Origin of the sequence: Brevibacillus sp. LEMMJ03, assembly GCF_007197875.1 — a bacterium.
In the GTDB taxonomy this organism is placed as follows: domain Bacteria; phylum Bacillota; class Bacilli; order Brevibacillales; family Brevibacillaceae; genus Brevibacillus; species Brevibacillus thermoruber.
Map to the genome: position 1 here is coordinate 1 of NZ_VKJN01000007.1, position 20369 is coordinate 20369.

Consider the following 20369-nt stretch of genomic DNA (forward strand, 5'->3'; position numbering starts at 1 on the left):
TCTGTTACTGCAGAGTAGAGTTTGTACTGCGGTCCTTCGTCTATCACTTTTCGGACCGAGTGCCCGCGCCCTTCTTTGCCATTGGAGTAATGACCGCCGAGTACGATTTCCGATTTCTTCATGACTACTTCCTCCCGTTCCACGCCGGTCGGCCACCACCGACTTTGTAGTTGTTCACTCCTGCAGCCGTGCTGTTTTGCCGAATCCACTTATATACTTCCGTCCGAATGAATGGGAACGGCGTTGGTTTGCGTTTTGATTGTGGGTTGCTCATCTTCCACACTCTCCCTGACACTTTTATGCCGCGCCTTCGCCGATCAGCTTGTCCACATGGACCAGATAGTCCAAGGCTGACCGTTTGGTTTTCTCCACGGCGTAGGCGTAGTAGTCGAAGTGTTCCCGTGGGATACTCTTCCGACCGCCGTTCTGTGCATGCAGCAGGTAGTACCGAACGGTCGATAGTGGTACGAAAAGCACTTCATGCGACTTGGCAAACTCGATCAGAAAGAAGCAGACTGCCCCTTGTTTCTCGGCTTTCTCCAGATGTTCGATCTGGTGCTGCTCGATATTGTCCAACGGGAACCGGGTTTCCTCCCTGGTACTCTTCGCCTCGAAGTAGATGGCCTGGCCGCGGTAAACCCCGTCGTAATCGACCGTCGACTTCTTCTCAAAAGTCGCAAGGAAGTGGAAGCCCTGCCGGCGCAATGGCTTCATAGGCGTCGACCGCTTGTGTATCAACGCAATTCCGGCTTTCTCGTACTGAAGATTCGTGAAGTTCAGCAGGTCCTCAAAGGCTTGGCCGCGGTTGGCTTGGCTAACTTTCATCCTCATGATCTTCTGCCGGCCCTCCTTCTCCTGTTCCTCGTTTTAACCGCATTTGCTGCGCTCGTTCCCGTAGTGCCTGGCGTTGTTCATCGGTCAATTGCCGCGGCGCCGCGAAGCGAATCTGTTTCTCGGTCAATTCCGCCCGTACAGCCACGACCTCGCCGTCCTCCCCGGTCTCTACCGGTTGAATATCGACGATGGACGCCAGCCGCCGGATGTGCTTCGGAACGTTAGAGTATGCCGTCCATACGTCAGTCTCGCGGTTATAGACCAGTACGGTCTCCTGTTCCGCCATCGTGTACCTCACGCTCTACGCTCCTTTCTGAAACACTCGCACCGAGCCTGTTTGCCGGTGAACGATGACCATCTCTGCAGGAGTGTCCCTCTCAACAAACCAGTTGCTTGGATTCAGTTTGTGTTGCTCGATTACTTTCTTCTGGGCCCGTGTCGGGCGTTTTTTGGCTGCTTCATGATCGCTCCAAACAATGTTTGTATCAGGTCAAAACAGGGAGGTTTGGCTGGTTAACGAGCCGGGCCTGTACTCACTCATCTTGACCAGCCGTAAACCAGAGGCAAAAGCCTTCAAGCGCTGGATTACTCACGAGGTTATACCGGCGATCAGGAAGACCGGGGCATACGCTGTCGATCAAAGCAAAGTAGTCCCCCTCAGCGAACGCCAGGCGCTGATACAATCCCTCAAGCTGACGAGACAGGCTCCATCATCCTGACTTCCAACAAGTCGTATGGTTCGTGGGGAGAGATCTTCGGGGACTCTGTACTGGCCACAGCCATCCTGGATCGTTTCCTGCATCATTCCACCACAATCAATATCAAAGGGGAAAGTTACCGCATCAAGGAAAAGAAAAAGGCGGGGTTCTTCCGACCAGAAGGGCATGAAGACCCGAAGGAGTAGTTCATGTTTCCGCCCCCTAAGGGGCGTATAATAATTCTCTTACTGGGGAATTTTCGATTGTTTTTTTGAGGAGCTTTCTTTTGATCTTGACACATACTTGAAAGTGGAGGTGAATCGCAGCGGCGAAACCATAAAAGGATACGAGAAGGATTTATCTCAATTCCATCGCTACTACCTTTCCCAATGGAAGGTAGAACCCTTCGTCGATGAAATCGAAACGCATCATTTACGCACGTTTCTTCGCTTCTTATCCGAGGAGAAAAACTACAAGACCAACAGCATCATTCGGATGATCGCGACGTTTCGCTCCTTCTTCCGGTTCCTCGAACGGGAGGAGTACATTCAGAAAAACCCGAGCAACCGCCTCCAGGCCCCCAAGAAGCCGGAGAGCATTCCCAAATACCTGACCAAAGAAGAAATCGAGCGGCTTTTGTCCGTCATTAATCAAGACAAAGACAAAGGGAAGCGAATCTACACCATCATCCAGACTCTCCGATATACCGGCCTGAGCATTTCCGAACTGACCAACCTCAAGATTGAGGATGTCAATTTTGAGGAAGCGTCGATTACCGTATGGCACGGAAAGGGAGACAAATACAGGATCATTCCGCTGCATCCGGAACTGGCGCCGATTCTTCAAGAATACCTGGAGAATGCGCGGCCCAAGGTCAGCTCCCCCTATTTCTTTGTCACCAAGAAGATGGGGACAAAAATGACACCCGGCTATATTCGCCTGACGATTCATAAGATCGCCGAAGAAGCCGGGATTACCAAAAACGTCACGCCGCACGTCCTTCGCCATTCCTTTGCGACTTCACTCTATAAAGATCACGGCGTGGACTTGCTGCGGATCGGGAAGCTGCTCGGCCATGCTTCGCCGCGGGCGACCTCGATCTACACCCACACCACCCCGGACCATCTGCGGGAAGCATTGGAGAAATTATCGTAGGATGAGGAGGAAAAACATATGGAATCCAATGAACGTGTGGAAGTGATCATCGAATTGTTTCGGGAAGGACATTCAGCGGAAGAGATCGCCGATTTGCTGGGGTACAAAGGAAAAGGCGGTGTCAGCGGCTACATGCGGCGGCATGGCTACCGCTGGGATTGGACGATCAAAAACTACGTCCCTGATCCTTTGGCGAAGCGCGAAACATCTGAGAATGTAGCCGAAACCCCCATACTATTAGACCCCACTATAAGCAATTTGCAAAAAAGTGTAATAAATAGCCAGACCTTACCGGCAAGTAATGATTTACAGGCCAGCAAGGAACAGCATCTTGGAAATGGAAATATCTTTACAGAATCAAGCAAACCTTTGCAAGTAAATGACGAAAGCAACGTCATCGCGTTCCCGAATCAGACGGATCAAAGTTCCACTGCTACAGCGGCTCCCATCCTGCCGCCGGAGCTGGTGGAAGCATTGAAGGAGATTCTTCAAAACAAGGACCAATTGCTGAATATGATCACTGATCGACCGCAACCGCTACATATGAAACGGTACAGAGGGCCGGCTGTAACCAAAACCGTACAGATTCAGGCGCAGTTGTCGGAACGATTGACGGGATTCGTGAACAATACCGGTTACACGGTGAAAGACGTGGTGAATAAGGCAGTGGAGGAGTTTTTGGAGAGGTATGGGGGATAAGAGTCCACGTTCGGTCTCTTAATTTTATAGAGAAAAGAAAGAGCCCACCTCTTTCGAGGTAGACCCTTTCGAACATTCTCAAATGGAGACTAGCACCAACTTTGAGAATTTAGTTCAACGTAATAGTAACTGTTTTATCAGCAGCTGCACTATTTGCGGTGAAAATTACATCCGCGCTAGAAGCTGTGATTGTGTAACCAGCAACACCTGCACCGCTGTTCAGTGCATTGAATGCATCTGCAATGGCAGTTGCTACTTGTGCAGGAGTTTCCGTACCGTTCAAGGTAACAGTTGCTGTTGCAGTTACACTACCATCGGTGAAAGTAACAGTGTTTGTACCAGCAGCAGTTGCACCAGCTGTTACAGTCAACTTGTTAACTTCAGGTGTGCCAGCACTAGGAGCTACACCAGCTGTTACTTCGGAAGCAGTTCCGGCAGTACCAGTTGTATCAGTGTCAGTCAGACTGATGGTTACAGCTTGGTCAGCTGCGGCGGTATCAGCTGTAAATGTTACATCTGCACCAGAAGCTTCAATGGTGTATCCAGCAACACCTGCACCGCTATTCAGTGCATTGAATGCATCTTGCAATGGCAGTTGCTACATCATCAACAGTCTCAGTACCGGCCAAAGTCACGGTTACCGTTTCATTTACTACACCATCAGTGAAAGTAACATCAATGTTACCACCAGTAGATGGAGCAGTATCAACTGTCAGTTTATTCACTTCGGCAGTACCAGCAGAAGGAGCTACACCAGCTGTTACTTCAGAATCATCAGCGCTTACTCCTGTTCCGGAGTTGTCAGCGATCTTCCAAACTGCTTCAACTTTTTGCAGTGTTTTACCGAAGTTACGGTTAGCGTCATGACCATCGAACTCTGCGGCAGTCTCAACTTCAACCTTAGCAGTTGTGCTGGTCAGTGCATCTTTCAGGTCGATAACAGCAGTGTTTCCGGAGAAGGAAGCAGAATCAAGCGCAACCTTAGTTCCGTTTACGTATACGTTCAGATCGTTCTCATCCAGGGAAGCTGGAGAAGTAGCAGAAATCGCTTCGTTGAACGTTACTTTAACTGCTTCCAGACCAGTTACTTCTGCTTTCGCGATGTACGGTTTCACGTTCTCAGCAAACTTGATCAGCTTGCTGTACGCTTTAACATCTTTACCGTTTTTGTCCTTAATTCCGCTGATAGCAAATTCATAGTTGCCATCGTATTTAATCGCATCGTCATTCAGGGTCAAGCGAACAGTTTGCTTGTCACCATAGAACTCAGCGGATTTAAATACGTGTTGTCCTTCAACGGTATAGTTGTTTACATCTTTAGCGCTATCGCTTACTTCTGCAGAGAACTTCACGATCACTTGGTCTACAGTTTCACCTGTAGTGTCACCGTTGATTGCAGCTCCCGCAGCTGGTTCTGTAGCAGCAAGTACTTGAGTTTGTGCACTAGCAGCACCTACGGAGAAGGTAACTTTAGTTGCTACGTTGGTGTCACCGTATACGTCTGTAACTGCGCCAGCTGGCAGAGTCAAGGTGTAGGAACCTGCGCTCAGGCCAGTGATGTCGATAGCAAGTTCATCATCAGCAAGTCCACTAACACCAGACTGGATTGCGAATGCTGCAGCAGGAATCGTAGTGTCAAATGTTACACCATCAGTTACACGTTGAGCAGCTACAGCACCGGAGATAGACTTAGACGCAATCGGGTTAGCAAACTTAAACACGATATAGTTGGTACCAGCGATATTTTTCAGAGCCCCTGTAGTGGTAGCAAATGTCGGAGCTGCATCTTGGAAATCAATGTACTGAGTAAAGCTGGAATCAGTTTTCGGATTCGGGTTACCAGCTACGTCCTGGAAGTTCTTAATTGTTACTTTGTGCAAGCCTTTAGTTTGAGCACCGGACAACTGAACAATGAACTCAGTGTCATTGGAATCAGTTACAGGTGTTACAGCAGCAGGAGTTACGTTCGTATCATCAATAGCAACATTGAAGTATACTCCTGCACCTTGATTCTTAATCTTTTCGTTAAATTTAACTTTGAAGTAAGTACGGTTAACTGCAGTGATGCTATCAACAACTGGAGCTACAGTATCAGCTGCCGGTTTAAAGGTAGTTTCATACGGGTTTGGAGTAATAGCATTTCCAGCAAAGTCAACGATTTGGCTGTTAACAACCAGTTTGTATTCTTTTTTGTTGTCCAAACCAGCTACATCTACAGTGAAAGAAGTGTTAGTAGTGTTATCTGGAGTCAAAGAAACAGAAACTGGTGTCAAACCATCGTACACTTTAACTGCATTGTTAAGGTTAGTAAGGTCTACCGGCTCAGTGAATTCCACTTTGAAAGTGTTAGTGTCAACAAAGCTAGTAGCTTTCACTTGTGGGCGTACGGTGTCGGACAAGGAGATTACTTTAGAAAACTCTTCGATTTCATCTCCATTAGTGTCCAGAACATCATGAACATATACAGTATAGTTTGTTGCTACTTTTGTCAATGCAGTACCAGGTGCCAGCGTAAGGCGTACTGTTACACCATCTGCTTGCAATTTCGCAGAAGCGATGTTCAGAGCGCCACCACCAACAGCTGTGATGCTATAGTTACCCGTGTTTTCTGCAGTAGATTTGTCTACAGCAGTTCCATATTTAACATCAACAGTAATGCTGTTAATAGCACTTACGCTCTCAACTTTCAGCTCGCCAGGTTCCGGAGCCAGCAGGTCTTCATCCTCTTCAGGATTGTAGGAACCCGTACCATCTACGATGGTGTAAGGATTATTTTCAAAGTGATCCAGACGAGCCGGTTCCGTAACAGCGCTCAGTTCTTCTTCCGTTTGTGCGTTCAGAGCGCTCAGGAACGGTGCGGCTTTGCCATTCTCGTCAACAAAGGTAGTGCTGTCGAGATTGTCGATGATTTCATCCAGAGCCGTATCCAGGTGATTGAGGAAAGCATCGATGGAATAGTATTTATCTACATTGCCGCCAACGTAAAAACCAGCGTTCGGCTTAGCCATAGCGGAAGCGGCCATGCTAGCTACTACTGCTGTCGAGAGTACAGAAAGCACCAGCTTTTTATTCACGTACTACCCCTCCAGATTTTGATAGGAATTTTTGTCTTATATATTGAGAAACACTCTACGCTGGTAATCCTGATGCGTGTGTTTCTCCTTATCTGAGCATCTGTGTACGATCAACAGGCATTGAATCAGGGAGCAGAGGGGAATCCCTCTGCCCCTGGTCATTCCATGCCATCAACCGTAATTACGTGAAGCGGATCCGAATTACTCGGTAATTTCAATGGTGTGAGGTCCTTCGGATTTACCGTCTTTGGATGCTTCGATGACTGCTTCAGTCTCACCAGGTTTGCCCAGTACGGTTACTTCGAAGTCACCATTGCTATTTGCTGTAGCTTCGCCGGTACGAGTACCGATTGTCACCTTCACAGTTGCGCCTGCTGCGGCTTTACCGGTTACTTTGTACTCAGCCAGCATACCGCCGAGTTTCGGAGTTACAACCACGTCTACGGAATCTTCGTCAATCAGGTCGACGATCGGATCATTAGGACCAACTTTACCGGAAGCGAACTGCTTGAAGAAGTTCGTGGTGTATTCTTCTACCTCGTCATCATCGTAGTCTCTCTTCGCGTCATCTACGGAAGAAACTTTGATGACGTAATCCCATACGTTACCATCGTCGTCGGTTTCTACGAGGATTACGTAGTCGCCTTCGTCGATGCCGTCGCCTGCTTCCATATCATATGCGTTGATGAAAGCAGTTTTGGAGTTCAGGGTGAAGGTAGCTTTTTGGGTTTTACCATCTTGATCTTTGTACTCGAAGTAGAACTTGTTGCTGCCATCTTTCTTGTCGACGCGAGCAACCGTCAGAGCATGCAGAGATGCTTCTTCCAGCTCATCTTCAGTTGCCGGTGCGTATTTGCCGTCGCCGAAGAAGTCTGCGACATCGATGTCTTGAGCACCGTCAACTACTTCGACAACATCCTTGACGATGACTTCTTCACTGGAGTTCAGGCTGAACGCGATGAAGTCGCCGCGGTCGATGTTGCGATCCAGCAGATCTTCGAGATCGTCGTCCAGTTTGAAGGTTTTGGTCGTTACCTGACCGCTTTCGCCGTCTTTGGTAATAACCTCGATTTCGTCGTTGTCGCTGCGGCCGCCCAGTTGGGTAACCAGACCGTAGAGCGTTTTGCTGCCCAGGCCTTTACCTTCGACAACGAAGATTGCGTCTACTTCTTCTTCGTCTTCATTTACGGCATAGTATACATCCAGGTCGTTTTTGTCAGCGATGTCGGCAAACTTCGCTACGCCCGGATTTTTCAGCTCGTAACGTTTGCCGGTGATTTCGCCGGTCATGTCGAAGATGGCCGTGTCGGAAGTAACGGTGTAGAGACCGTCTTTATCCTTGATGGTTTCATCATCTTCGTCGGCAGCGTCATTCCAAGCTTTGTCTTGCAGGTGTTTCAGCTTGGTCGGGAGAACCTTGACTTTCTCTGCATCGCCTTTGGAATCCAGCGTTACTTCCAGCAGCAGGATGTCTTCTTTATCCGGGATGAAGTCTTTTTCGATGTCATCCGGATTGTTTTCGTACGTTTTGCCGTCTGCACGGTACACGTCTTCCGGTTTGATTGCGATATCCAGCTCTTTGCCTTTTTCGGTGATGATGCCGAATTCGTATTTGCCTTTATCGTACTCGGCTTTGCGGGTCAGGATAGCTTTGAAGCGGCGATCGTCCACGCTGTCCTTGGTTTCGATGTGGCGGATACGGCCGGATGCATCCAGGTACAGTTTTACTTCTTCGCCTTTCAGGTCGCGAACCAGATCCCAGTTGCTGGAGTTCAGTTCTTTCACATCTTTGTTCGCGTTGTCGGAGTAAGTGGAGCCCGGACGGAAACGATAGGACTTGCCGTCGATTTCCAGACGGTTGTCGCCGTCGTTGCGAACGATTACGCGTTCCACTTTACCTTCAACTTGCGTGCTGTTCGCGAATACCAGCAGCTTCTTCTTGTTGCCGCTTGCGTAGTAAACGCTGTACACGTCCATTTCTTTCAGGTCGGCCAGTTTCGCCGGTTTGTTGTCGCGGAATACCAGGAAGTCTACGCCCTCTTCCAGGTCTTTCAGCGCGGTGAAGTTGCCGCCATCCAGGTTCTCGATACGCTTCTTCTCGGCGTCGATTTTCTTGATGACTTCGGAACCGTATTTGTAACCTTCTTTGGTTTGGTTCAGCGTTTGGTCGTCGATTACGTGGATGTAGCTGATTTTGTTGTCCTTGTCCAGAACGACTTTGGCGGAGAAGGTGTAACCATCGTTCGCCTTGATGATTTCCTTGATACCTTTTACGTTGCTGTCATACGGCTGGAAGTTGAAGGTAACTTTGGTATCTTCGGTGAAACGATAGGTTTTGCCGCTGCCGTCCAGTTCGATTTCCAGATCGCTCAGATCGGAGGATTTGCTGATGTCATCCACATTGAACTTGGACTTGTCGTTCAGGTAGAAGGTACCCAGACGGTCCATAACCACTTCTTCGTCCTCGGAACCTTCCATCCACACAACGGTGTTTTCCTTGTCGTCCTTGATCCACACTTGTACGTGTTGACCAGCGTACTCGTTCGGGTTGATGCCGTCAGCCACTTTGAACGTGGTGCCTTTGGTGCCCATGCCGGCGTCTTTGCCGCTCAGGGTGATTTCGTTGGCTTTCATCGAACCCAGACCGATTACCGGTACGTTGGATACGATCGGCAGTTCGCCTTTGCTGTCGCGAGCCCACTCCATGTCGTATACGTCAACGTCCAGGTACTTGGTCAGCAGCGTATCGTCTTTCACTTCAAAGCGGATGTCGGTACCGAACTCAACTTGCTCCATCAGTTTCACGCGGAGCGCGTTGTCCATCATTTTGAAGATGTCGCCGCGAGTAGCCGCGTTGTTCGGAGCAGAGATGTTTTTCGCAATGTTCAGCTTGGCAGCTTCTGCGATCATGTTGTTCGGCCATACGCCTTTAACAGCCGGCTCGTAACCCAGAACGCGAACGATCATGGTTACGGCTTCCGCGTAAGTAACGTTGTTAGCAGGACGGAAGGTCTTGTCCGGGTAACCTTTTACGATTTCTTGACCGGATGCTACGTTAACGAAGCCCGCAAACCAGTCGCTCGGTTTCACGTCAGTGAAGTTGGACTGGAATTGAGCCAGTTTTGCACCTTCCGTCATGTTTTTCAGACGAACCATCAGGGTAGCGAACTCAGCGCGGTTGATGGTACGGTCTACACCGAAGTCACCGTTGCCGTAACCAGCAACCAGGTTCAGTGCTGCCAGGCGTCCTACTACTTTCTGAAGATCCGCATCCATTTTAGGAGCTTCGGTGTTGTTTGTTTCCTCGGCAGCGAATGCCATCGGTGCTACAGTAAGTGCGAGTGCACTTGCCAGTACGCTGTTAACAACCTTTTTCATAACCTTGGGTTCTCCTCCTCTGGAATAAACAAATTGTTCTTGGGGAATATTTGTTTTCGATCTATCTTTCTGTTTAAAGCCCGAATCCTGCAAGCGCGTGTCACCTCCTTTCGCAGGACTGCATTGACTTTTTTGCCCGAATAAATCTCTAGTATATTCAGTATTGTGTAAATGCGGCAATCCCTAGTGTAACACAGTTGCTAGAATTCGTGAATCTTTTTTACACAATTCCCCGTTTTTCGTGTGACATCCTATTAAACGCCTCAGATTTGAAAAAGTTGCGGTGCCTCCGAAAAAGTTTTTAAAAATTTTTGTGGCCGTTTTCCTCACTGGTTATGTATGTGGTGACATCCGCCACAACTCGTATTATAGGGCAGGTCGGACGGACTGTCACCCATGAATCTTTTTCCAATTTGTCCGGGAAGTTTACAACTCTACACTTACTTTCCTGTAGCTGTCTCGAAGTTCACGACAGCCAGGTTGTAGTCGCGCACGGCCTGTTCGTACTGGTTTTCCTGATCGGCGAGTGCTTCTTCGGCCTGAATGACTTCCAGCGTGGTCGCCAGACCGTTTTCATAGCGCAGGCTGGTCAGGCGATAGCTCTCCGCCGCCGCTTCCTTCGCCTTTTTCTTGAATTCGATGCCCAGCTTCGCCGCATTCAGGCTGTAGTAGGCTTCCGCCACTTCGCGGGAGATGGTGCGCTTCTGTTCCTCGATCGCCAGTTTTGCCTTTTCCACGTTGTTGCGGGCGATCTTGCCCGGGTAAGTGGACAGCGCGGAATACTCCTCGATCAGCTTTACATTCAGTTCGGCCAGATTTAATTCTTCCTGCTTTTGCGTGATTTCGATACGCTGCTGCAGCGCCTTCTCCTGTGCCTGCTGCAGTGTCATCGACGGGGCGGCCACCTGTTTGTTGTCGTTGGACAGCTTCCATTTCTTGTTCAAATCCACCCCGAGGAATTCGTTCAACTTCATGCGGGCGATCTCCACGTTGTTTTCCGCCGCCGCCAGCGCTGCCTGTGCGCCAGCTACGCCCATCTCCGCCTGCAGGATGTCCGTTTTCGCCTTGGTGCCAACGTCAAAATGAGCTTTGGCCACTTTGAGCTGGGTCTGGGCGCGCTCCAGGCTTTGTTTCTTCAACTCCAGGTCAGCTTGTGCATGCAGCAGGGCGTAATACAATTGTTGAGCGCCCAGCTTGATCTGGTTTTCCGTTGTCTGTACCGCCAGCTTGTTCAGCTTTTCCGTCATTTTCGCCTGCGCGCTGGACACGTATTTTTGCTTGGCGGCGTCCAGCGAACGGACGAATTCGGACGGGATCTCCGCCACCGTATCGTATGTAAGCTCGGCGTTGACGCTCGCGTTTTTCTCATCCAGGCGGGCCTGCTGCAGCTTGGGATTCGTCTTCAGCGCCTGTTCCACTGCTTTTTCCAGCGTCAGTTCCTCTGCGGCATCTTGCGCGGTTGGTTGAGTGGTTGTGTCGGCTTTATCGGTCTGGTTCGATGGAGTGGTTTGTGTCTGTGTCTGTGTCTGATTTGTCGTCTGAGACGCTGTCCCGTCGTTGGAGGACTGGGCCATGGCCCCTGCGCCGATCGACGTAGCTACAATCGCAGCCAGCGAGATGGTCAGCCATTTCTTCGGCGAATATGGAAAGTTCATGGTTCTACACTCCTTTTCGCTTTATTGTCGGTTCCGACAGTACGGAATCTTTCAGTTTGTCCCAAGATCACTATATCATAGTTGAATGTTTCGTACACGAAGAATATTCCGCATCCAGTTTTTTCCCCTTACAATTCACACTTTACCATGTATACACCTCCGCTCTTCCCGTTAGCACATGAAAACTGTCCCGTGTTAGTACGAATGAGCGGCGAAAAAATTTCACCATTCGCGAAGCGCGCGGGAACGTGCTATGCTAACCCTTGAGGTGATGTGTAAGATGCTGCGGCAGTACAAAACAGTCGCCGGGTACGGTGAAGGCGAAATCGTCATCGAGCGTTCCCGGTTTATCGGATATGCCCAACGCGTCACAACGGAAGAAGAGGCGGCCGCGTTTATCGCCATGATTAAAAAGAAGCACTGGGACGCGACGCACAACTGTTCCGCCTTTGTCATCGGCGAAAACGACCAGATTCAGCGCTCCAGCGACGACGGAGAGCCGAGCGGCACGGCCGGCAAGCCGATTCTGGAGTGCATCAAAAAGAACGGCGTCAAGGACACCGTGGTCGTGGTCACCCGTTATTTCGGCGGGATCAAGCTGGGGGCGGGCGGCCTGGTGCGCGCCTACACGGCCGGCTGCGTCACGGCGCTCAAGGCTGCGGGCATCGTCGTCCACACCCTGCACCAGCAGGTATCGGTTACCGTCGACTATCACTGGTGGGGCAAGGTGGAAAACGAACTGCGCCTCGGCCAGCACCGGGTCACCGCCACCGACTACACGGACAGGGTAACGGTTCATCTGCTGATTCCGGAAGGGGACCAGGACGCCTTTGTGGAACGGATGACCGATTTGACCAACGGACAGGCCGACATTGTGTTGGGGGAAAACGAGTACGTGGAAGTGCCGGTGGAGGCCGTTGGCAGCGACGACTAACCCGAATCAAAAAAGCTTGTGTGCCGCACTGACATTGTCTACGATGAGAGGGAAGCAAGAAACCAACAATTCGTAAAGGCGGGGAGCGCGGTGGGGAAAACGCTGGACGAGCTGTTTGACAAGCTGGATGCTGTTGCCGAGCGGATGGAGCAGGGGTTTCGGGCGATCGACAAGCGGTTTCAGGATGTGGACAGGCGGTTTGAGCAGATTGACGAGCGGTTCGAACAAATTGACAAGCGGTTTGAGCAGATTGACGAACGGTTCGAACAAATTGACAAACGGTTTGAGCAGATTGACGAACGGTTCGAACAAATTGACAAACGGTTTGAGCAGATTGACGAACGCTTTGAACAGATTGACAAGCGATTTGAGCAGGTAGACAAGCGGTTCGAACAGATTGACAAGCGATTCGAACAGGTTGACAAACGGTTTGAGCGGATCGAGGAGCGCTTGGACAAACACGAGCGCCGTATGATCAGCGTGGAGGAGATGACGGCCTCTCTCATCCAGATGGTCGGTCATACGAACGCCCGATTGGAAGAGGTGCAGGCGGACGTCCACGATCTCCACGCGGCGTTCAAACAAACCAACGAAACCGTGACCTTTCTGGACAAGAAGGTATGGGAGCAGGAAAAGCAGTTGTTCCTGCTGCGCGAGAGGCTGGACAAGTATCTGGACGACAAAAACAGAAGCTGAAGAGGGAGCTCCTCTTCAGCTTCTGTTGTTTTTACTGCTTCGGCAGTTTTTTCAGTTGGACCATGACGCGGATGGTGATGACCGCCATCTCGGCGCGGGTCAGGTTGGACTTCGGCAGGAAGCGGTACGTCGGCTTCTTGGCAGCCGGATCGTTCGGTTCGCCGGCCATAATCTTCGCTTTGGCCACCGCCAGTACGGCAGGCTGCGCATAGTAGCCCACGTCCTTGGCATCGGTAAACATTTTCGCCAGGGCCACTTTCGCAGCATCCGGCGTGCCCAACTTCAGGTTGAGCGCGCGGGCGATCATAATCGCCGCTTCTTCGCGGGTCAGCGGATCGTCCGGACGGAAGTAGCCCGGTTCCTTGCCGCGGACGATGCCGGCGCGGGCCGCCGTTTCAATGTATTTGTACTGGTAGTCCCAGGTGTCCCGTACCGGACGCACGTCGTTGAACGTCGGCGCGGATGGCGTGCGGCTGTCGACGTACGGACCGTCATTGATTGGCAGGTCGAGCGCCTTCACCAGCATGGTGGCAAACTCGCCGCGCGTGATGTCGCGGTTGGCCCCAAACGAGATGGCACTGTAGTTCGGCATGATCCCTTTGGCGTACAGCGTCTCCATCGCGTCACGCGCAAAGTCGTGATTGACCACGTCGTCAAACGACTCTTTGGTCTTCATGACCATGTAGTACCCAAATCCGGCAAACGGCACCGTGATGGTTTTCTTGCTCGTATTGACGACCCCGCCAAGGTTTTGCCATTCATCCCCATTGTGATAGTACACCGTCAGGATGTTGTTGGCCGCATTAACGATGGACGGGTCGTACTGGATCGTCAATGTACCCGGCTTGCTCGGAACCAGGTTGTCCTCGTAGCGATCCTTGAAGGTATCGATGTCGTCCCCGTCGCTGTAGTACGGATCGCGTCCGCCCGGCGCGTTTTTGTCACCGGCATCGATGTAGTAGAGCGGGCTGGCGTAGTTGAAGTTTTCATTCAGCGTCAGCTTGGACTTCATGTCATCGTCCGGAATCGCCACCTGGCCGGTCGTCCGGTCGGCAATGCCGAAGTACAGCTCCACATCGACAAAGATGTCCTTGGTCGGATTGGTGACTTCTTCGCCCTCCAGCTTGTTGGGCGGCGAAACCAGTACGGTGCCGGTCGGGAACTTCAGCTCCAGCTTCTTGTCAAAGACGCTGAACGACGTTTTCTTGCCCAGCACGTCGCGGTACTCGGCACCGTTTACGGACGAGTTGGCGTTGAAAATCTGAACCTCGTCGTTGTAGGACGTGCTGCCTACGAAGACGGTGTACTTGATCTTGTTCAGGCCCGCTTTCAACGGAACGGTAGCGGTAAACACGTAGTAGGATTTCGGGACCGGTTTGCCAAGGTCTTCATTGTACTCGAAATCCCGCTGCGTGGTGTTGGTTACCTTCGCTTCCGTTTTGCCGAACATCACCTTGGTCGCATTTTCGGCAAAGACCTTGATCGGCACGCTGTTGGCGTTTACGACGATGTACGGATCGCTCTCCTTGGCTTTGACCGGGGAGATAATCTCCCAACTGTTGGTGGTCTGGTCAATTTTCACCTCGTATCGGACCACCGCGCCATTGCCGTCCTCGGCCACGATCGTGTAGGTGGTGGTGCCGTTCTTTTTCAGGGTAAGCGGGAAGAGCGCCAGTTTTTGCTCCTGCTCGTCGCTTTTGGTTACCTCATCCTGAATTTGTTCCAGCAGGTCGCCGTAGTCGCTGCTGCGCATCTTGGCCCGGAACGACGTCTTGCTTTCCGCGTCGAAGTTGTACTCCTGGAAATCACGGCGAAGCCCGGAAGGAATCTGGTTCAGCGTGTCGTTGTAGTCCTGGTTGTCTTCCTTTTGTTCCCAGTCGCCGTTTTCATAGCGGAAATCGGCAATGCGCTTGCCGTTTTTCTCAATATAGACATGCTCCGCGTCCTTTACCGTAAACGAAAACTCGCTCAGGAACTTGGCGCCCGTCCTGTAAGCCGTATCCGTCGGTTGTTTGACCAGTTCGTTGTCCTTGCCGTTTTCACTGATTTTCAGCTTGACGTCTTCAATCGTCGGCGCTTTGGACGTGATGAACAGGATCTTGTACGTGAAGCTGACGGACGGCTCGGTGGTCAGCGTGATTTCCAGCGTGTGTTCGCCTTTGGACTTGATGTTGTTCTGCAGGGATGCCTTGCTGATCGTAAAGCTGTTGTTGGTCCCCAACGTCGGGGTAATCGGTGTTCCGTTCAGCTTGACTACAATGTTGCTGGACGTCAGGTCGTAGTTGTACACCTTCCCGCTCAGCGAAACGAAGTCGTCGTCACTCTTGATCTGATACCCGCTCTCAAAGCTGCGGACCTGTCCGGAACCGTCGATGTACGTCAGTTGGAGATACGGCGCAATCTGGATGTTCAGTTTGTACGTGACGGAAAGCGCCGTTGAGCCGTTGGTGTACCTGATCTCCAGATCCCCTGTACCCGCCGGCATGTTGGACAGGGTAAACTTGAACTGCGTAGCATTCAGCGCGTCCAGATTATAGCTGATCGGGCTGCCGTTGTACGTTACGGTGTAATCGGTCTGATTACCGCTCATGTTCACCGTCTTCAGGTCTACCGTAAAGGTGGCTTTCCCCAGCGGGTTGACCGTGTACTCGGATAGCTTGGTCGAGTCGATGTACGCTTCGACAAATCGCGGTTTGGTATCGTCCACATAGGTAAACCTGTACTCGTACCCGTTTACCTGATAGAACCCGGAATCCGTCTGTACGCCGGTTGTCGGATCGGTGGTGGTGTACTCGTAGCTCAGGGTAACCCGATAGGTGACGCCGTCTTCCAGAATGCCGGTGTCCGCACCGCCGCTCGCGATCGCGCCGGTGATGGCGTACTCGGTAAAGCCGCTACCCTTGTACGTTCGGGAAGCAGGCGTAATGTTGTCAACCGAGAACGTCCCCCCGGTTTTTTCGTTTTTGTACTCCAGCTTGAACTGCTTGATCGTTTGCTTGTCGGTCTCTTCAAATTGCAGCAGGGCCGTACCGCTGATTTGATACTTGTCGGTGTTCGGAGTGCCCGTTCCCGGCAGCGCAGCCACCTGGCCCAGCACCAGATTGGTCACAGGTGTCGGCGGTGTTCCCTGCTTTTGAATGGTTACGTTGTAGAACTGGTTGGCGGTATCCTGTGAACGGGACACCACATGGATCGTCCGGCTGATGACGCCCACTTTTTTGTTGTCGTTGTAGACGGTAAATTCCAGCCGGTTTTCTCCCAACTGCGAAGGCAGGTTGGCGGCGAATGCGCCGGACGTGACCCTCGCCTCCACTTCGTCGCCGGTGGTCACGTTTTTCACGACGACCTTCTCGGCGTTCTTCACCTTACCGTCCACATTCAGGGTCAAACGGTTGGTCGACGCCACCGTAATCAGCGTGGTGGCCGACGTGAGCGGCGTGTCGTTCACGCTGATGCTGTCGATATACGGCGTGTTGTTGTACTGCACGTAGAATTGATAGTGTTCCTTGGTGACGCTTCCCACCCGTTCATAGAACGAGATGACGTTCAATCCCGGCTTCAGGGGAACGTCCCAGAACGTAAAGTTGTTGGTGCCGCTCAGGGTCGGCGACGTGGAGCTGAGATCTTCCACGGTTTGTCCGTTGTTGGTGGTAATTTTCAGACGCAGGTTGGCGCCTGTCACACCCGCTCCGTAGATCCCGCGGAGCGTAATTTTGTTTTCCGCGTGCAGCACCGGATTGGTGACGCTTGTCCCCTGGTTCGGGTAATCGAGCAGGACAATCGGGCTGTTCTGCGGTCGATAATCGTAATACTGCAGGCTTTCATAGCCGGTGTTGACCGACACCACCTTGATGACGTTGATGCCGTTTTTCAGATCGATGGTGCCGACGGGAATCTCGGAGCCGTCGTTTTTGGCTGTCGGAGCCGTAATGGTCTGGACCGGTTTCCCGTCCACCTGCACTTCCAGCACGGGGCTGGGGTCCAGATTGCCGGGATCCGTGTATTTCACTTTGAGATTGGTCAGCTTGCCGGAATTGGTGACGAGCGCTTCACTGGCGCTGTTCCCGTTGCCCGGCTGGGACGGATTGGCCGGCGGGACCAGGTCGGACGGAGGCACGATCTGCAGCGTCGCCCCGGTCTGCTGTTTCACCAGCTTGTAGTACATGGTGGCTTTTTCGGAGCCAAACCATACTTCCACTTTGGTGACCGCGCCGTTACGATCAATAGTGATCGGCGGAAGCGTCAGGGTCTGTCCGACAAAGGCGGGGGCAGGATTGTAGACGACCTGCGTGCCGTCCACTGCCACGGCGACCGTGTTGCCGGAGGCGGCCGTATTGGTCAGGACGATTCCGTTGATCGTTCTGTTTTTGACCTCTACCGGATTGGAAAAAGTACCGAAGGCATTTGTCTCGGAGCTGTCCACCACGATGGACGACGGGTTGGCAATCGTCCAGGTTCCCGCGGCTGACGCGGGCATCGCCGGAACCAGACCGGTCACCAGCAGCAGCATCGTCAGACATACTGCGAGCCAACGCCGAAATTGCTGATACGTCTTCTGCAAAGTCTTCACCTCTCCACATGTTTTTCTGCGTGATTTTGTCCCCTGCCCGAGAGAGTAAGGGACGCCTTTCTCGTCATTTCTTTTATCGGAAAAACATCGGTTTGGCTTAAGGAATTTTGTTAAAAAGCGGAAAAAATCCCCTGCTGGTGATCCAGCAGGGGATTGCCTGTCTAGTGGCTTCGCCGTTCTGTATACTTGATTTTCAACCGTCGGACCGCGTTGATCAGCGGGCGGTGACGGCGGCCGACGAGACCGACCACCTCGGTGGCCACGTGCATCGCGAACAGCAGCACCGCCATCACGATAATGGTTGTCCATTTGGTCGTTTTCGTCAGCACGATCGCCATCGTGCCGAAGAAGATGCTGATCGAATAGATGGTCAGGACCGTGGCCCGATGCGACAGGCCCATGTTCAGGAGACAGTGGTGCAGATGCCCTTTGTCCGGGCTGGAAATCGGCTTTTTGTTCACGATCCGGCGAACGATCGCAAAGAACGTATCCCAAAGCGGAACGCCCAGCACCACAATCGGGATGATGAACGAGACGAACAGCGCCTCTTTGAAGCCCATGACGGACAGCGCCGCCAGGTTGAAGCCCAAAAACAGCGAACCGGTGTCCCCCATGAAGATGCGGGCCGGATGAAAGTTGAAGTACAGAAATCCCAGGATGGCTCCCAGCAGTACGAAACAGTAGATGGCCACGTTTTCATAGCCGGGGCCGTTCACCAGCGCCACGACCGCCATGGTGGCAGTGGCAATCGCCGATACGCCGGCGGAAAGCCCGTCCAGACCGTCGATCAGGTTGACCGCGTTGGTGACGCCGACGATCCAGAAGATCGTGATCGGGATCGCCAGCCAAAGCAGCCAGCCGCTGGTAAAGTCAATGCTGCCTTCGTACGGCAGGTTGACGACGCCGATTTTCAGGCCAAACGGAACGACGACCACGGCCGCCGCTGCCAATTGGCCGAGCAGCTTCCATTTGGGCGAAAGCTGCAGTTTGTCGTCCAGTATCCCCACCGTCATGACGATCGTCCCGCCGATGAAAATCCCCAGCATTTCCTTGAAACTGGAATACGGAACAAACAGGAAAAACGAGACGAGATAGCCCGCGTAGATGGCCAGACCACCCATGCGCGGCATGATCCGCGTATGCACCTTGCGCTGGTTGGGCGCATCTACGGCGCCGATGGATTCTGCCAGTTTTTTTACAAAGGGTGTGGCCGCAAAAGCCACGATCAGCGAAGTCAGAAACCCGAAAATCATCGTTGACATCGGCTGTTTCTCCTCTCTACGGGTACCTTTCGGAGCGGTTTTCCCCTTTTTCCTTCAAGACTGTCCACACAAAGCGCGGAATGGCCAACTGCCGCTTCCAGCGCGACGGCTGGGCCAGCAGCCGGTACAGCCACTCCAGATGCAGCCGCTGCCACAGCTTTGGCGCCCGCTTTACTTTCCCGGCAATGACGTCAAAGCTGCCGCCCACCCCCATCATCAGGGACGCCTGCAGTTGATCGCGATACCTGGCGATCCACTCGTCCTGCTTGGGAGAGCCCATCGCCACAAACAGCAGATGGGGCGCTTTTTCCGCAATCTCCCGCACGATTGCCGGCTCTTCGCCTTGTTGAAAATATCCGTCCCGATACCCGACGATGCGCGCACCCGGATACCGTCCCGCCAGCTTTTCCGCCGCGAGCCGATTCACCTCCGGGGACGCCCCCAACAGATATACTTTCCACTGGTGCCGGTCCGCCGCCGCCATCAGCGCTTCGAGCAAATCGACGCCCGTGACGCGCTCGCTGATCGGCTGCTTCGTCCACCTGGCCGCGTACACGATCCCGATGCCGTCGGGAACGACGTAGGCTTGTTCCAGGATGGTACGCAGCGAACGGTTTTCCCGCGCCAGCATGACGATCTCCGGATTGGCGGTGACGACGTGCGTCTTACGCCCGCTTGCGATCCGTTCGACAAGATCGGCGACCGTTTCGTCAAAACCGCGCGTGGAAAACGACACACCCAATATGTTTGCGACCTGTTTGGTCAATAGTTTCACCTTCATTGTCTAGACGCTATGCGTCTAAAAAAAGTTGCACATTAGCCATTCTACCCGAAAAGAAAGGCACATTCAAGAAATTCATGAATGTGCCTGCTTCGCGTCGACCAGAGCAAACATCAGCTCGCCCTCGACCGCGATCTTGTCGTTTACCCTCGCGATACCGCGACATTTGCTGATGGAGCCGCGCACGCGCGTCATCTCCACTTCCAGGACGAGCGTGTCGCCCGGCTTTACCTGCTCCTTGAACCGGAGGCCGTCAATGCCGGCAAACAGTCCCAGCTTTCCCTTGTTTTCTTCCATGTACATCGCCACCCCGCCCACCTGGGCCAGCGCCTCGACGATCAGCACGCCGGGCATGACCGGGTAGCCGGGAAAATGGCCTTGGAAAAACGGTTCGTTGATCGTTACATTTTTGATCCCCACGGCCCGTTTGCCCAGTTCCAGCTCGACAATCTTGTCCACCAGCAAAAACGGGTAACGATGGGGAATGATCGCTTGAATGTCGACCGCGTCCAAAGGCGTGCGCAATTCCATAAACACCGCTCCATTTCCATACTTTATGCGTTTCATCCGTGTATGAAGAACATACCGCAAACTGAGAATAAAGACAACCCCCCGTCTCCGACGTCAGACCGG

16 protein-coding genes and 2 pseudogenes are annotated in these 20369 nt (G+C 52.4%); 7 read left to right on the forward strand and 11 right to left on the reverse strand.

From position 1 onward, the window contains the following. Positions 1 to 297: 297 nt before the first annotated feature. Genes FOI68_RS10485 through FOI68_RS24355 form a run of 3 tightly spaced genes read right to left on the reverse strand, consistent with a single transcriptional unit; the run spans position 298 to position 1312 of the window. A complete protein-coding gene (locus tag FOI68_RS10485) occupies positions 298 to 825 on the reverse strand; it encodes a Holliday junction resolvase RecU (protein ID WP_370512119.1) in 528 nt (175 codons plus the stop codon). Then, positions 815 to 1132, reverse strand: coding sequence for a hypothetical protein (locus FOI68_RS10490; RefSeq protein ID WP_143863133.1), 318 nt, complete (start codon positions 1130 to 1132; stop codon positions 815 to 817). Before FOI68_RS10490 ends, FOI68_RS10485 begins: the two co-directional genes overlap by 11 nt. A 3-nt stretch (positions 1133 to 1135) precedes the next feature. Beyond that, positions 1136 to 1312, reverse strand: a complete 177-nt coding sequence (locus FOI68_RS24355) for a DUF6906 family protein (RefSeq protein ID WP_483296166.1) — start codon at positions 1310 to 1312, stop codon at positions 1136 to 1138. Between the two features lie 28 nt (positions 1313 to 1340). Here FOI68_RS24355 and FOI68_RS10495 point away from each other — a divergent pair. The 4 genes and pseudogenes from FOI68_RS10495 to FOI68_RS10510 form a co-directional block, all read left to right on the forward strand. Continuing rightward, a pseudogene (locus FOI68_RS10495) lies at positions 1341 to 1467 on the forward strand (BRO-N domain-containing protein); the annotation flags it as partial. A gap of 64 nt (positions 1468 to 1531) precedes the next feature. Continuing rightward, positions 1532 to 1738: pseudogene (locus FOI68_RS10500) on the forward strand (ATP-binding protein); the annotation flags it as partial. Positions 1739 to 1841: 103 nt separating this feature from the next. Further along, positions 1842 to 2687, forward strand: a complete 846-nt coding sequence (gene xerA / locus FOI68_RS10505) for a site-specific tyrosine recombinase/integron integrase (protein WP_255433440.1) — start codon at positions 1842 to 1844, stop codon at positions 2685 to 2687. A gap of 18 nt (positions 2688 to 2705) precedes the next feature. Next, positions 2706 to 3386, forward strand: a complete 681-nt coding sequence (locus FOI68_RS10510; RefSeq protein ID WP_143863137.1) for a helix-turn-helix domain-containing protein — start codon at positions 2706 to 2708, stop codon at positions 3384 to 3386. 109 nt (positions 3387 to 3495) lie between these two features. On the opposite strand, the gene FOI68_RS10515 is transcribed toward FOI68_RS10510, so the two are convergent. From FOI68_RS10515 to FOI68_RS10530, 4 genes are all read right to left on the reverse strand, one after another. Beyond that, positions 3496 to 3975, reverse strand: a complete 480-nt coding sequence (locus tag FOI68_RS10515) for a hypothetical protein (RefSeq protein ID WP_143863139.1) — start codon at positions 3973 to 3975, stop codon at positions 3496 to 3498. Then, complete coding sequence (locus FOI68_RS10520; RefSeq protein ID WP_143863141.1) at positions 3947 to 6460, reverse strand: Ig-like domain-containing protein; 2514 nt, start codon at positions 6458 to 6460, stop codon at positions 3947 to 3949. Before FOI68_RS10520 ends, FOI68_RS10515 begins: the two co-directional genes overlap by 29 nt. A gap of 201 nt (positions 6461 to 6661) precedes the next feature. Continuing rightward, on the reverse strand, positions 6662 to 9838 hold the full coding sequence (locus FOI68_RS10525) for an S-layer homology domain-containing protein (RefSeq protein WP_143863143.1): 3177 nt from the start codon (positions 9836 to 9838) through the stop codon (positions 6662 to 6664). A gap of 440 nt (positions 9839 to 10278) precedes the next feature. Further along, complete coding sequence (locus tag FOI68_RS10530) at positions 10279 to 11493, reverse strand: TolC family protein (protein WP_143863145.1); 1215 nt, start codon at positions 11491 to 11493, stop codon at positions 10279 to 10281. Positions 11494 to 11773: 280 nt separating this feature from the next. Here FOI68_RS10530 and FOI68_RS10535 point away from each other — a divergent pair, with 280 nt between their 5' ends. From FOI68_RS10535 to FOI68_RS24245, 3 genes are all read left to right on the forward strand, one after another. Continuing rightward, positions 11774 to 12427, forward strand: coding sequence for a YigZ family protein (locus tag FOI68_RS10535; RefSeq protein ID WP_143863147.1), 654 nt, complete (start codon positions 11774 to 11776; stop codon positions 12425 to 12427). Between the two features lie 184 nt (positions 12428 to 12611). Continuing rightward, the gene (locus FOI68_RS24240; protein ID WP_370512120.1) at positions 12612 to 12806 is read left to right on the forward strand and encodes a hypothetical protein; all 195 of its coding nucleotides are present in this window, start codon (positions 12612 to 12614) and stop codon (positions 12804 to 12806) included. A 71-nt stretch (positions 12807 to 12877) separates the two neighbouring features. Beyond that, positions 12878 to 13123, forward strand: coding sequence for a hypothetical protein (locus FOI68_RS24245; RefSeq protein WP_185973922.1), 246 nt, complete (start codon positions 12878 to 12880; stop codon positions 13121 to 13123). Positions 13124 to 13154: 31 nt separating this feature from the next. Here the strand turns inward: FOI68_RS24245 and FOI68_RS10545 are convergent, their stop codons facing one another. The 4 genes from FOI68_RS10545 to fabZ all read right to left on the reverse strand — a co-directional run bounded on the left by FOI68_RS10545 (position 13155) and on the right by fabZ (position 20267). Next, complete coding sequence (locus FOI68_RS10545) at positions 13155 to 17684, reverse strand: S-layer homology domain-containing protein (protein WP_143863150.1); 4530 nt, start codon at positions 17682 to 17684, stop codon at positions 13155 to 13157. Positions 17685 to 17854: 170 nt separating this feature from the next. Further along, complete coding sequence (locus FOI68_RS10550; RefSeq protein ID WP_143863152.1) at positions 17855 to 18955, reverse strand: glycosyltransferase family 4 protein; 1101 nt, start codon at positions 18953 to 18955, stop codon at positions 17855 to 17857. A 16-nt stretch (positions 18956 to 18971) separates the two neighbouring features. Next, positions 18972 to 19721 (reverse strand): WecB/TagA/CpsF family glycosyltransferase, encoded by a 750-nt coding sequence (locus tag FOI68_RS10555; RefSeq protein ID WP_185973923.1) that lies wholly within the window; start codon positions 19719 to 19721, stop codon positions 18972 to 18974. A gap of 90 nt (positions 19722 to 19811) precedes the next feature. Beyond that, entirely contained in the window at positions 19812 to 20267 is a 456-nt protein-coding gene (gene fabZ, locus FOI68_RS10560; RefSeq protein WP_029100342.1) for a 3-hydroxyacyl-ACP dehydratase FabZ, read from the reverse strand. Between the last annotated feature and the right edge of the window lie 102 nt (positions 20268 to 20369).